The 13,009-nt window shown below is 63.1% G+C and carries 9 protein-coding genes and 1 pseudogene; 8 read left to right on the top strand and 2 right to left on the bottom strand.

The window, feature by feature from the left end; all coding sequences use genetic code 11:
• Positions 1 to 86 precede the first annotated feature (86 nt).
• From BMON_RS08615 to BMON_RS08595, 5 genes and pseudogenes are all read left to right on the top strand, one after another.
• Positions 87 to 590 carry a histone acetyltransferase gene (locus BMON_RS08615; protein ID WP_033511918.1) on the top strand — a complete coding sequence of 168 codons (504 nt, stop codon included), beginning with the start codon at positions 87 to 89 and terminating at the stop codon, positions 588 to 590.
• A 62-nt stretch (positions 591 to 652) separates the two neighbouring features.
• Complete coding sequence (gene alr / locus BMON_RS08610; RefSeq protein WP_033511920.1) at positions 653 to 2,011, top strand: alanine racemase; 1,359 nt, start codon at positions 653 to 655, stop codon at positions 2,009 to 2,011.
• Between the two features lie 125 nt (positions 2,012 to 2,136).
• A complete protein-coding gene (locus tag BMON_RS08605) occupies positions 2,137 to 3,444 on the top strand; it encodes a deoxyguanosinetriphosphate triphosphohydrolase (RefSeq protein ID WP_051918044.1) in 1,308 nt (435 codons plus the stop codon).
• A 50-nt stretch (positions 3,445 to 3,494) separates the two neighbouring features.
• A pseudogene (gene dnaG, locus BMON_RS08600) lies at positions 3,495 to 5,587 on the top strand (DNA primase).
• A 198-nt stretch (positions 5,588 to 5,785) separates the two neighbouring features.
• Complete coding sequence (locus BMON_RS08595; protein WP_033511752.1) at positions 5,786 to 6,982, top strand: SLC13 family permease; 1,197 nt, start codon at positions 5,786 to 5,788, stop codon at positions 6,980 to 6,982.
• 18 nt (positions 6,983 to 7,000) lie between these two features.
• Here the strand turns inward: BMON_RS08595 and BMON_RS08590 are convergent, their stop codons facing one another.
• Complete coding sequence (locus tag BMON_RS08590) at positions 7,001 to 8,380, bottom strand: ATP-binding protein (protein ID WP_161786305.1); 1,380 nt, start codon at positions 8,378 to 8,380, stop codon at positions 7,001 to 7,003.
• A gap of 342 nt (positions 8,381 to 8,722) precedes the next feature.
• Complete coding sequence (locus BMON_RS08580; RefSeq protein ID WP_033511758.1) at positions 8,723 to 9,976, bottom strand: DUF4236 domain-containing protein; 1,254 nt, start codon at positions 9,974 to 9,976, stop codon at positions 8,723 to 8,725.
• Positions 9,977 to 10,168: 192 nt separating this feature from the next.
• On the opposite strand from BMON_RS08580, the gene BMON_RS10730 reads away from it, so the two are divergent.
• The 3 genes from BMON_RS10730 (at position 10,169) to BMON_RS08565 (ending at position 12,766) form a co-directional block, all read left to right on the top strand.
• Positions 10,169 to 10,471 carry a potassium channel family protein gene (locus BMON_RS10730; RefSeq protein WP_033511760.1) on the top strand — a complete coding sequence of 101 codons (303 nt, stop codon included), beginning with the start codon at positions 10,169 to 10,171 and terminating at the stop codon, positions 10,469 to 10,471.
• Positions 10,472 to 10,994: 523 nt separating this feature from the next.
• The gene (locus BMON_RS08570; RefSeq protein WP_161786306.1) at positions 10,995 to 12,230 is read left to right on the top strand and encodes a tyrosine-type recombinase/integrase; all 1,236 of its coding nucleotides are present in this window, start codon (positions 10,995 to 10,997) and stop codon (positions 12,228 to 12,230) included.
• The gene (locus tag BMON_RS08565; RefSeq protein ID WP_033511765.1) at positions 12,227 to 12,766 is read left to right on the top strand and encodes a hypothetical protein; all 540 of its coding nucleotides are present in this window, start codon (positions 12,227 to 12,229) and stop codon (positions 12,764 to 12,766) included. The genes BMON_RS08570 and BMON_RS08565 overlap by 4 nt, the downstream gene beginning before the upstream one ends.
• Positions 12,767 to 13,009 lie beyond the last annotated feature (243 nt).

Below are 13,009 nucleotides of genomic sequence, written 5' to 3'. Positions count from 1 at the left end.
CCGTACATGGGGTCGCGGCCGATGATCTGAGGGCGTGCGGTCTTGGGGCGCACGATCCGGGGAGGCGTCGTATCCGTGTGGCCACCATGGGCGACTTCGCGGCGATGCAACGCAACTACGCCCGTGCCCGGACGGTGATGGCGGCCAACGGCAACCCCACGCAGTGGGGGAGCACCTTCCCCCGTGAGCGTGTGGTGCGCGAGGACATCGCGCAGGGACGTGCGCGTGTGCTGGTCGACCGCGGCGGTCCCGAGGGCGGCGAACGCATCCTCGCCCAGTTCGCCGTGTGCCCGGGCGTCGATCCGACATACGTGCATATCGACGGCGCGTGGCTCGACGACGGGCCGTACGTCGCCATGCACCGGGTCGCCTCGTCGGGCCTCGAGCGCCGCGTCGCCCGTGAATGCCTGCTGTGGGCCGTGGCTACGTATCGCAACGTACGCATCGACACGCATCCGAACAACGCCGGCATGCGCCATGTCATCGAGGGGTGCGGCTTCACGCGCTGCGGTTGCATCACCCTGCTCGACCGCGAGCGCGATCTGACGCGCATCGCCTACCAGCGACGGGCATCGTCGGCCACGGACTGAGATCCGGGACGGCGGTGCCCCGCGCATCGGATTTCGTCAACGACGCGAGCGACAATGGGGCCATGACTGCGAACGCATGCGGACCATGGACCACCACCGACCCTCGCGGAGAGGCGAATTACGAAGCCGCCCTCAGGCGGTACCCGGGGCAGGCCATCGTCGACCTGGCCGCGATGCGCGACAACATGCGTCATCTGGTCGACGTGGTCGGCGGGCCCCGGTCCTCCACCGCCGTGATGGGCGTCGTGAAGGCCGACGCCTACGGACACGGCCTGATTCCCTCCGCGCTCGCCGCCCTGGCCGGGGGGGCGACCTGGCTGGGCACCGCCCAGTCGCATGAGGCGCTCGCCCTGCGCAAGGCAGGCATCGGACCGGACCGGTGCCATGTGCTGACGTGGGTGTACAACGGCGCCCGCGCGCCGTTCGACGAACTCATCGAGCACGACATCGACATCTCCCTGGGGTCCATGGACGGCATCGAGGCCGTGGCGGCAGCGGCGCGCTCGCTGGGCCGCCCGGCGAGGGTCCACATCAAGGTCGACACCGGTTTCGGCCGTAACGGATTCACCGAACAGGCCTTCGATGCGGCCCTGGCGAGACTCGTGCCGCTGGCCAAGGAGGGCGTGCTGCACATCGTGGGGCAATGGAGCCACCTCGCCGTGGCCGACGCCCCGAACGTTCCGGCGTTCGTCACGTCCACCGACCGTCAGATCGACCATTTCCAGGACTTCACGCGCCGGATGGAACGGGCCGGCATCGCGCCCGAGATCAGGCATCTGGCCAATACCGCGGCGACCCTGACCCGCCCGCAGATCCACTTCGAACTCACCCGTCCCGGCATCGCCCTGTACGGCTACGAGGCCGACCGGGCCATGGGGGAGCCCGCCGATTTCGCACTGACCCCCGCCATGACGTTGCAGGCGCAGCTGGCCACCGTCAAGGACGTCGAGGCCGGCCACGGCATCTCCTATGGGCGGACGTATCTCACCGACGAACCCACGAGCACGGCCATCGTGCCGTTGGGCTACGCCGACGGCATCCACCGTTCCGCCTCGGGCTTCGATGAGGTCGGTGCCCGCCACACCGACAAGGAGGGCGGTCCGGTGCGCGTCATGACACGGCAGGGGCCGCGCGTCCTGCACGTGTCGGGGCGTGTGTGCATGGACCAGTTCATCCTGGACCTGCACGGCCACGCCGCCGATATGGGCGTCGCGGAAGGCGATACGGTCGAGTTGTTCGGACCGGGTCGGGGCGAGCGGTACGGCGAACCCACCGCGGACGATTGGGCGAAGACCGCCGAGACGATCAGCTACGAGATCTTCACCTGCCTGCGCAACCGCATCCCCCGGTTGTATCGGCATGCCGCCGAGGTGTTGCCGGCCTCCGATCTGGCGAAGCTCGATCCGGCCACGCTGCTGTAATCCGGCCCGTCGCGTCCCTTCGTCCACAGTGCTTATCCCAGAGCGGATCGGTGCGTGCGCGTGTCTATAGTGGGGTCGGTACAGGCGTCGCGGATGGCGGCGCATCGCGGGCGAAGGGACGGACGATGACGGGGACCACGGCCGGGGAAGAGACGCCGTTGCGTGTCGGCGAGACATTGGGCGGCGAGGGGTATGACGCTTTCGATGAGGAGCGCTGGGTCAAGGAGCCGCCCAAGTCGAGCGCCCGCACCGCCTTCGAACGGGATCGCGCCCGACTCATCCATTCCTCCGCGTTGCGCCGTCTTGGCGCGAAAAGCCAGATTCTCGTGGCGGGCACCGACGACTTCGCGAGAACCAGACTGACCCATACCCTCGAGGTGGCCCAGATCGGCCGTCAGATCGGAGAGATGCTTGGCTGCGACCCCGACGTCGTCGATTGCGCCTGCCTGGCCCATGACCTGGGCCACCCGCCGTTCGGCCACAACGGCGAGCGGGCGTTGTCCGCGATAGCCAAGGACATCGGCGGATTCGAAGGCAATGCCCAGACGCTGCGGCTGCTCACACGGTTGGAGCCCAAGGTGCTGCGCGACGACGGGAGACCCGCCGGCGTCAACCTCACGCGGGCCTCATTGGATGCCGCGGTGAAATACCCGTGGACCTTCGCCGAGGCCGCCGACCACCCGAAGGGCGAGCGCACGGCGAAATTCTGCGTCTACCCGGACGATATCGAGGTGTTCCGCTGGCTCAAACGCGATGCGCCACGGTACGCCAAGCCCATGGAATGCCAAGTGATGGACCTCTCGGATGACATCGCCTACAGCGTCCACGACGTCGAGGACGCCATCGCCACCGATGCGTTCAACCCCATGGCACTGGAGGACGGCCATGTGGTCGACGGCGTGATCGAGGACACGAGGGCGTGGTACGGCCAGCGGTGGGACGCCGACGAGCTGCTCGCCGCCCTGCAGCGGTTGAGGCGCGAACAGCCGTTCCCGTCCCATTTCGACGGGTCGCGGCGCTCGCTCGCCCAGCTCAAGAACCTCACCAGTGCGTTGATCGGACGGTTCGCCGGGTCGGTCGAGACCGCGACCAGGCGCAAGTACGGGTCGGGCCCACTGACCCGCTACGGCGCTTCGGTCGTCATCCCCGAGCCCACCGCCTACGAGATCGTCGCCCTCAAGGGCCTGGCCGTCTACTTCGTCATGGCCCCGCGTGAGCAGGCCCCCATGCATCAACGCGAGCTCGAAGTGGTGACCGACCTCGTCGACGTGCTCATGGCCGACAGCCCCCATGCCAGCGACGCGTTGGAACCGGTGTTCCTCGACGATTGGAACGAGGCCACCAACGATGACGAACGCCTGCGCGTCGTGGTCGATCAGGTCGCCAGCCTGACCGACAACTCCGCGTTGGCCCTGCATTCGATCCTGTGCTGAGCCGGGACGCCGTGCCGGGCCCGGGCCACCCGAGGGTATGGTGAGATGCTATGGCTGGGATGATTCTCAAGGAAGACGTGGAAAAGGTGCGGGCGAGCGCCGACCTGTACGACATCGTATCGGCGACGGTCACGCTCAAACCCTCAGGATCCGGCACCTACGTGGGGCTGTGCCCGTTCCATGACGAGAAGACGCCGAGCTTCTCCGTGCGCCCCTCGCTGGGCGTGTGGCACTGCTTCGGCTGCGGACTGGGCGGCGACGTATTCGGATACGTCGAGCACCAGGAGAACATCGATTTCCGCGAGGCCGTCGAACTGCTCGCCGACCGCTACCATATCGACCTGCGCTACGAGGAGGGGTCGGCCCGCAGCGAGCACACCGGTTCGAAACGGTCGCGGCTGCTCGAGGCGAACGAGGAGGCGCAGCGTTTCTTCACCGCCCAGATCGTGAGCAAGGAGGCGCTCGCGGCCCGCAAGCTCCTGGGTGGACGCAACTTCAGTCAGGCCGAATGCGAACGGTTTGGATGCGGTTACGCGCCGCAAGGCTGGGATAATCTCGTGCGGCATTTGTCCGGCAAGGGCTTCACCCAGCAGGAGATGCTCGACGCGGGGCTGGCCAGGCAGGGTCAGCGGGGGATCTACGACTACTTCCGCGGCCGGGCGACCTGGCCCATCAGGGACTCCACCGGCCGTACCCTGGGATTCGGGGCCAGGAAGCTGTACGACGACGATTCGATCGGCGCGAAATACATCAATACGCCCGACACCCAGCTGTACCGCAAAACCCAGGCGTTGTACGGCATCGACCTGGCCAAGAAGGCGATCGTCGCCAAGCGTCAGGCGGTCATCGTCGAAGGGTACACCGATGTCATGGCCTGCCATCTGGCTGGTATCGACATGGCCGTGGCCACCTGCGGCACCGCGTTCGGCGCCGAACACGCCAAGATCGTACGTCGTCTGATCTCCGACGATTCACTCGGCGCGGTCCAGCTCATCGGCCCGCTCAAGGTGGAGGGCCAACCGCTCAGTTCGCGCATCGTCTTCACCTTCGATGGCGATGCGGCCGGACAAAAGGCCGCGCTGCACGCCTTCTCGTTGGATTCGGCCTTCCTGTCGCAGACCTTCGTCGCCGTCGCCGACGGCAACCTCGATCCGTGCGACCTGCGCATCCAGCAGGGTGACGAGGCGGTCCGTTCGCTCATCGCCGGGGCCAAGCCGCTCTACGACTTCGTCATCGATACGGCCATCGGCCGTTTCGACACCGCGTTCACCACCGGGCAGATGGGCGCCGTCAAAGCCGTCGCGCCCTTGATCGCGCAGATTCGCGACCGCTCGCTGCTCGACATCTACACGCGCAAGGCCACGCGTCGCATCGGCGTCGAGCTCGATCTCATGCGCCGCGAGGTCTCCACCGCTCGGCGACAGCAGCACATCCGAGACGAGGACGCCTACGCGCCCCGTCGCCGCTTCCCCCAGGGCGAGCGGCAGGGCTACGGCGAGCGCGACAGGGACGGCGGGGTGTACGAGAATCCCGCGCGGCGCAAGACGCTGGAGCGTCGCGACATGAACGAGCAGACGTATTACCGCATCGACGACGCGGTGTTCATCTGCGAACAGCAGTTCATGGCCATGCTCATCCAGATGCCCCTCGCCGTCGACCGTGAGTGGTTCACGCGTCTGACCCTGAACAATTTCATGACGCCGGTGTTCCGCTCACTGTTCCAGGCCGTGTCGGCCGCGGGTGGGCTGCCCGACGAGAACACCCCCCAAGGGCTGTGGTTGCACGCCCTGTCCAAGGCAGGCGGCCCATGCTCGAACAGGTCATCAACGAGCTCGCCGTCATGCCGCTGCCGTTGCCGTCCTCGGATAACGGCGGCCAGGACCATGGCGGCGCCACGGCGGCCGGCGACGGTACGGGCGCACCGGGGCTGCACCGTCCCAGCGCCCCCGAAAGCCAGTATGCCGCACAGCTGCTGGTGCGGCTGCACGACATCGGGTTCATGCGTCGCATCGGCGCCGCACGCCGACGTATGGCGCAGCTGCCGGATGGTGCGGAGAAGATCGATCTGCTCGGCGAGATCACGAAGCTGGAGACCGCCCGCAAGGACCTGCAGGATCAGGTGTACGGCAACGCCGCCGCGTAGGAGCAGCGAGGTCGTGCGAAGACCGTACAATCGGTCTCTGGTCATACGGCGGCGCAGATGGCGCCGGTCGTACGGTGGGAGCCATACGGTGCCCGCCATGGCGCGCACGGCGCGCGACGATCGTCGGCGGGGCGCGGTGCAGTGCCCGGCCGCGATGCTGTGGGATGAGACGGATGATGGCGGAGCTGGGAGGCTTGTATGCGACGGAGACTTCGTCTGCTCTGCGCCGATAACACCATTCTCATCGTCTCGGCGATACTCGCCCTCGTCTCATGTTTCATCGTTCCCCCCGACGCCCGGTACGCCGGATATGTGCATGTGAGCACGATCGCCCAGCTGGTCTGTCTCATGATCGTGGTGTGCGGTATGCAGCGCATCGGCGTGTTCCGCAGCATCGGCGCCCGCCTGCTCAGCCGGGTGCGCACGCAGCGCGGGATCGTGATGTGCCTGGTGGCCCTGACCTTCGTCTCGGCGATGTTCATCACCAATGACGTCGCGTTGGTCACCTTCATCCCGTTCGCGATATCCGTGCTCATCATGGCCGGCATGCAGGCCGACACCATATTCGTGTGCACGCTGATGACCGTCGCCGCGAACATGGGCAGCATGCTCACCCCGATCGGCAATGCGCACAATCTCTATCTCAAGGCCGTCAGCGGCATGAGCACGCTCGATTTCCTGCGGCTCATGGCCCCGTACAGCGCCGTCGCCGCCGTGCTCCTCGTGGTCGTCGTGTTCGTCGTGTTCTCACGCCGGGGCGGTGTGGCGATGCCCGACGGCGACGGGGCGTCGCTCGAACGCCGTGTGCTCGCGCCACTGTCCGACAAACCCGCGCCGGACGAGATCAGACTCATGGGCTACGGGTCGGGCAGCAGGCCATGGCGGCTGGGCCTGTACGCCGCCCTGTTCGTGATCTGCCTGCTCGCCGTCGGCGGCATCGTACCGCTGTGGGCCATGATCCTGTGCGTCTCCGTCGCGTTCGCGTTCTGCGACCGACGCGTGTTCCTCACCATGGATTGGGGCCTGCCCCTGACCTTCGTCATGTTCTTCGTGTTCATCGGCAACATGAGACGCATTCCGGCTTTCCTCGCGATGGCCGAGGCCTTGGTCGGCAACCATCCGCTCGAAGTGGCCGTAGGGTTCAGCCAGATCATCAGCAACGTGCCCACCACCCTGCTGCTCACCGGGTTCAGCGGTGCGTGGAAGCCGCTCATCATCGGCACCAATCTGGGCGGCATGGGCACGCTGATCGCCTCCATGGCCTCGCTGGTGTCCTATAAGAACGTGACCATGCACTATCCCCACGGCAAAACCCGGTATCTGCTCGTCTACAGTGCGGTCAACGTCGTCTTTCTCGCCGTGCTTGTGGCGGCCTCGTGGGCCATGGGGTATTGACGGTGGCCGATCCCGGAGTCAGTTCAGCGCGTAGTGCGTGGCCCGCGAGCGGCCTCGCCGCGTGATCTTGCCGCTGTTGACCAGATTGCGCAGCACATATGCCGCCTGGTTCTTACTGATGCCCAGCCGTCGTTCGATCTGACCGCGGCTGAGTTCGACCCCGGATTCGGCGAACAGATGCAGGGTGACCGCCTCGAGGCTGCGCATGGGCTGCGCCATCGGCGCCTGGGTGATGGGCACGGCGTCGAACGCGTCGCGTGACAGGGTGACGGTCTGCAACGGGGCCACCCCGATGACGCGTGCACCCGCGAGCGCCTTGCCGGGGTCATCGGTCGTCCAGGGGCGGGATGCGGGGAACGTGTAGCGGCGTGCCGTCCGGGGGTGCGGTCCCCGGGACGTCTTGTCGGAGTTATCCGCGGCGTCATCGGTGGCTTCGGATTCGTGGTCGTGTTCGCCGTCCCGTCGCCATGGCCAGGGGTCGTCGGCTCGCACCGGTCTGGGCAGTACGACCGCCATGGAGGAGGGGCCGACCCTCAGCTGCGGACTTGCGGCGCTGTCCCCGTAGGCGTCCATGATGCGCGCGATTCCGGTCCCATAGTTTTCTCCGAGTCCCAGCTCGCCCGCGACGTCGGCGAATCGGGCGTTGCGTGGTTGGCTGATGCCGTTGAGCAGATCGTTGACCTCCAGGCTGTCGACCAGGCCACCCAGGGAGACGATCTCGATGCGTTCGTCGTAGACGGTCGCCAGCGTGGGGCCCGAATAGTCGTAGTCGCGATGGACGATCGCGTTGACCAGGGTCTCGCGCAGGGCTGGCCGTGGCCAGGCGCCTTCGGGATCGTGGCGTTCGAGGAACCGCATGCCCTCGTCGATCAGGCGCAGCACCGAACCGCGCACCGTGAGATGATCCAGCATGGTGGCCTTGGTGTCGCCTTCGAACACGGCGCATTTGAGGGCGAACGGATTCTGATCGGACAGGAGCAGGGCGGTGTTCGTATACCATCCGCTCGCCGTGCGGTCCGTGACGGTGCGGGCGGCGTCGCCCTGGTCCGGATCGTCATCGCGGGATTGAGCGGGTGAGGATTGAGCGGGTGAGGATTGCGTGAGGGGGGATTGCACGACGAGGCGCAGACGGCGCAGAGTCGTCGGGGACCAGACGAGTCCCGCCTGTGCGAAGGCGCGTTGCGCGTAGTCGAAGGTGAGGTCCTGCTCGTCGCTCGCTCGTTCGTCGAAGGCTGGCGTCTGAGAGCGTGGGGAGTCGTCAGTATCGTGCGGCACGGTCGTATCGTGCAATGCGGCCGTATCGAGCAATGCTTCTTCGGTCGGCGATGCGGGCTGTGATGGCGTGGTGCGCCCGGTTTCGGGTTGCTTCGATGCGTGCCGATCCTTCGTGTTCCCCATGGTGCGATCGTATCGTTGCGATGAGACACGATGAACGGTCATCGCAACGGCACGTGCACGTACCGTTGCGGCTCCGTCCGCCGGCCGAGGTCGCGCATCGCGCTCTTCATCTCCGATCTCGCCGAAGGCATGAGACGATACCGCAACGTGGCATCCGACCGCCCCAACCCCATACTGGCTCATCTTCCTCATACCGGATGGGAATCCCGGGAACGTCAAGCAGGACAACAGTGAATTTCACGTCCTGTGCAAAGCCTCGGAAATGGGCAAACCCGGACGAACCTCTAAATGAATGCCCGCCATTGCATCGTCAGAACAGCGACTCTGGTGATACATCTGAGTTTATTGTCTGCCTAGTTTTTGTGCAATGCCGTGATGATGCGAGCACATGCCGCGATAATCCGCCGCCCCCGGACTTGAAACGGAACTGGTACCGTCCACGCAGACCGCCGCAAGCGACCCCGAAGTGTTCTGCTGCTGAGTTTGCTGCGGCTGGATGTTCTGTTGGATATGTTGTTGCTCTGCATCTGCGTTGGCTTTCGCCTCTGCGTCCGCTTTGGCTTGGGCCGCTACCTCCGCCTGCGCGTCATCTTGTTGCTTTTTCGTTTCGCTGGCTGTCACGGTATCCATCGCGGATTGCAGGGGTTGCACCGCGGACGTCCAATCAGTCGCATTAGTGGAATCGACTTGTGTGGCGGCGGCTATCGCGGCGCTGAGTGCGTCCCCTGTGCTTTCGTCGGCCACATTGCCATTGGACGCATTGAAGAGACCGCGCGCATCGTCGAGCTTCGATGCCAGTGTGCCTTTGGCCGTAGCGAGCTTTTCTGTGTTCTCCTTTTCGCGCCGTTCTTGGTCGAGCTTCCTGCGTTTTGCAGCTTGCCTCTGCCTGGTCTTCGCCGCCCTCTGACTGGCTGAAATGCTGTGCGTGGTCGATGGTGACGCACTTGTGGGGGATGGTGTCGATTCGAGTGACACGACCATCATCGCCACGGAGACGATGATGGAGATAACGGCCACAGTGCTGCTTCGTCGCGACTTTCGCAGTTGGATGGCCACCAGACCTGAGATTCCTAGCAGGAACGCGACAACAGACAACAGAAGTGCAAATTGTGGGACTTCGAACATGACGTACACCACAGCCAGTGCTGAGAACAACACTGACGTGATGACGAGCTTGGACCAGGGGAGCGGCTTGTCTCCCCCGTGTTTGCCGTTGGGGTGGGGGACTTCCCCGTCTGCAGGCGGTCGCATAGCGGTCTGTGGCTGTGTGGGCAGTGTCAGAGTCGGTGTGGCGTCGATGCGCTCAGCCGTGGCGGTGTCATGACGTTGCGGATTGATCCGGTGTGTGTAGGACATTCCCGTGCCGGGTATGGACGCCCCGACTCTGGTGCCGGTGCGTCCCATGGTGACATGTGGCATGCCCCTACCGCCGAAAGTGACGCCATTGACGCCGTGCTTACCGAGATTCAGTCGGAAGTATTTGCCTCCTATGCTCCTACGAAACCGCCAGCCCATCGAAATCCCCTTCTTTCGCAACTCTGCTGAAAGAAAGCATAACGCTTTCTGAACTCCCGACACCCACATGGTCCCCATCATCAGACGGCTATCATCCGATGCATGACACCACGAACCTGAGAGAAGAACACCGAGTGGCCAATGACCGGCCTGTCCGTCGTGTTCATTGACATCTACTCTTGGCAGATCGTGGCACAGCCGACGAGTCGAATGGGCAATGCGGCTGGGTTGATGATGAATATCCTGTGGGTGCTGTTCGCAGTCCATTAGGTGATGTCACTAAGCTTTTCCAGCGGCAAATGGGCAGGGTTCAAACGCCATCCGTTCGATCTGGTCGTGGTCCCACTGCCCATGGTGCGCCCATTGAGAGCCTTGTGGTGGACCTTCGCCACCATCACCACCTTGGGATACGGAGACTACACGCCCGTCACGCCGACAGGAAGCATCATAGCGTTCGCCGTGATGCTGGCCGGGATAGCGCTCATCGGCGTCGTCACCGCAGCGTTTGCACCTGGATCGTCGACAAGGTCGGCGCAGAGGGTACGGGGAGCGACGAAATCTCCCGTGAACAGATAGAACGAAGTGACGGTCGGTTGGCCAATATGGAAATCATGCTCAAAGATTCCAATCCACGTCGGATTCCGGCAATAATGTGATAAATCTTGAGGGCTCTTGTCTTCGCCATCCTGAGCTTTTATCCGTGGGCGCTCTCTTGAAGTGCGGTGTGGCCAGTTGTATTATGCAACCCAACGGATGTGGTTGCGATAATTCGGCGCATAGATGCACATATGGCTGGAATTGCAGTTCGCAGGTAAAGCCCGATGGCAGTAAGAGTCAGATATGGTGGCCCCGGACGGATTCGAACCGTTGACCTTGAAATTAGAAGATTCACGGTTTTCGCTTATTCGCAGCATTCCGCCATTCTCTTGTTTTGGCTTCATTGCACTGTTCCATCGCCTGTTATCCCTACTGTTGATTGACATTACACGGTGGTACAATAGAACAGGTAAGAACAAGAGATGTCGCGTAGTAGTGGCACTGGAGTGGCACGAGGGTTCATGCCACTAGTCATGCCACTAAGGCTGAGGAGATGAGGGAAATGAGTCGAACGACGGTGGAGATGGTCACATACCAGCACAAAGGCAAGACCATGACCCGCAAGAAGCGCGACACGACGTTCGGAACCCTCAAACGCCTTAAGTCGGGAAAGTTTCAACCTATCTACTTGGGGCCGGATAAAAAGCGCTATTATGCGAGCGCATGCAACACCGAGAAGCAGGCGCGTGAGTTTCTAGCCGACCGAGACTATGAGATCAAACACGGACAGTGGAAACCCCCGGCAAGTATAGAGGCGGAGGACTTCGGGCGTTACGCCACGATCTGGGTGAGGCAACGCCAGACGCGCAAGGGGAGCGCACTTAGGCCGAGCACCATCGCGCTGTACGAGCGTGAACTCGATAGCGGGTTGCAGGGCTTCGCAAGATGCCCGCTGACGTACATCACGCCACCAATGGTGCGTGAATGGCATGGGAAACGGTGCGAGCAGGCTGGTGAGACAACGGCCGGAGCAGAAGCCCGACTATTACATGCCATACTCGCCACGGCCATGAAGGACGGCACCATAACCCGTAACCCGGTGCCCAGTGAACTACTGCGTTCAAAAACCGGTAATGGGCATAGAGCGCCGACAGCCGAGGAACTGGCGAACATTATCGCCGCACTGCCGGATAAGTGGCGCCTCTGCGCATATATAGCCGCGTTCGGAGGACTGCGCTTCGGTGAATGGGTGCGTTTGGAACGTCAAGACCTAGACGAGGTTGACGGCCATGTGGTGGTTCATGTGACATGTCAGGCGCAGCGCGTGGGTGGTGAATGGCTGATACGCCCACCTAAGAGCAGTGAGGGCGTCAGGAGCGTATCGCTGCCTCTATGGCTGACTGATATCGTCAACGACCATTTGAAACGTTTCGTGGGGCCATTCCCCGCATCATTGATTTTCGCACCCGACAAGAATGGCACTCGATACGTCTCGGAGTCCACTTGGTCGCATAAGTGGAGTCGTGCCTTAGACAAAGCGCATATCTCCGACGTGATACGGCCACACGACCTACGTCACTACTTTGGCAGTGCGCTCGCTGACGCTGGCGTGGGTATTCGTCAATTGCAGAACGCCTTGGGACACGGAACGGCCAGAGCGTCACTCGGCTATCTGGAATCATCTCGAGGGCTTCCCGAGAGCCTTGCGGACAGATTACAGAGGCTCCCAGCTGCGACCGACACGAACATTGTGAATTATCCAAGCAGGGAGAATGGAACGGAGGCGCTCGCATCATGATGGGAAAACAGGCTGTCTACCATATTGTGAATGGTAAGCGGGAACGTATCGGATATCGTCAGCTCAAGGAATATCAGCCAGTGCTCTCGGTGGGTTTGATCTGCGGCAGGCGGTTGCCTGATGGCAGTAAGTGCAATGGCCGGTTGGCTAGTTTTGAACGTGATTCATCCACTGGTGTGTTCCATCTGCGGCAGGCGGAGCCGATGCACTTCCTTAGCGACGGGAATGCGGATGCTAGGAAGGCGTCGTATCGCAATGAGCTTGACTGGCGTCGCGGGTTGCGTCTGTCGGGTATGGCTGATGGGACGCCGCACGACCGGACGCCGGGAGCATACCCCTGCCCACTCTGTGGCAAGTCTTGGAAGTATAACGATGACAAACTGTGCGCGAATATCAAAAAGGTCGCCGACTACTACCAAGCATTACGGTATGAGCAATGGCGTGATAGTGCCGTGGTGCTGTTCACCGACCCGCATTCCGCTGGCATGCGCTATCCGCACATCTACATTTCAAGCTTGTTCGAGCATGCGAGGTGAGTGCAGCCTGAGTTCTAGTTAGAAGTGCAACACCGCTTATGGTTGGGATTGCTGATGTTCCGACCTTTGGGAGGTGCTGCACTCACTATGAAAGCTTATACGCATGTGACCGGGGGTGAGCGGATCAGGATTGAGATGCTGCGTTTCGGGGATCATGAGACGATCCGGCAGGTGGCCCGCCAGGCTGCCATCGGTTCCGCCTCCACGATCGAGCCGGGAGCTCAGGCGTGGCCGTGTGGTTCG

Source organism: Bifidobacterium mongoliense DSM 21395 (assembly GCF_000741285.1).
Lineage (GTDB): Bacteria > Actinomycetota > Actinomycetes > Actinomycetales > Bifidobacteriaceae > Bifidobacterium > Bifidobacterium mongoliense.
Note: the sequence above shows the minus strand (reverse complement) of the source record. Positions and strands in the feature narration are given on the sequence as shown.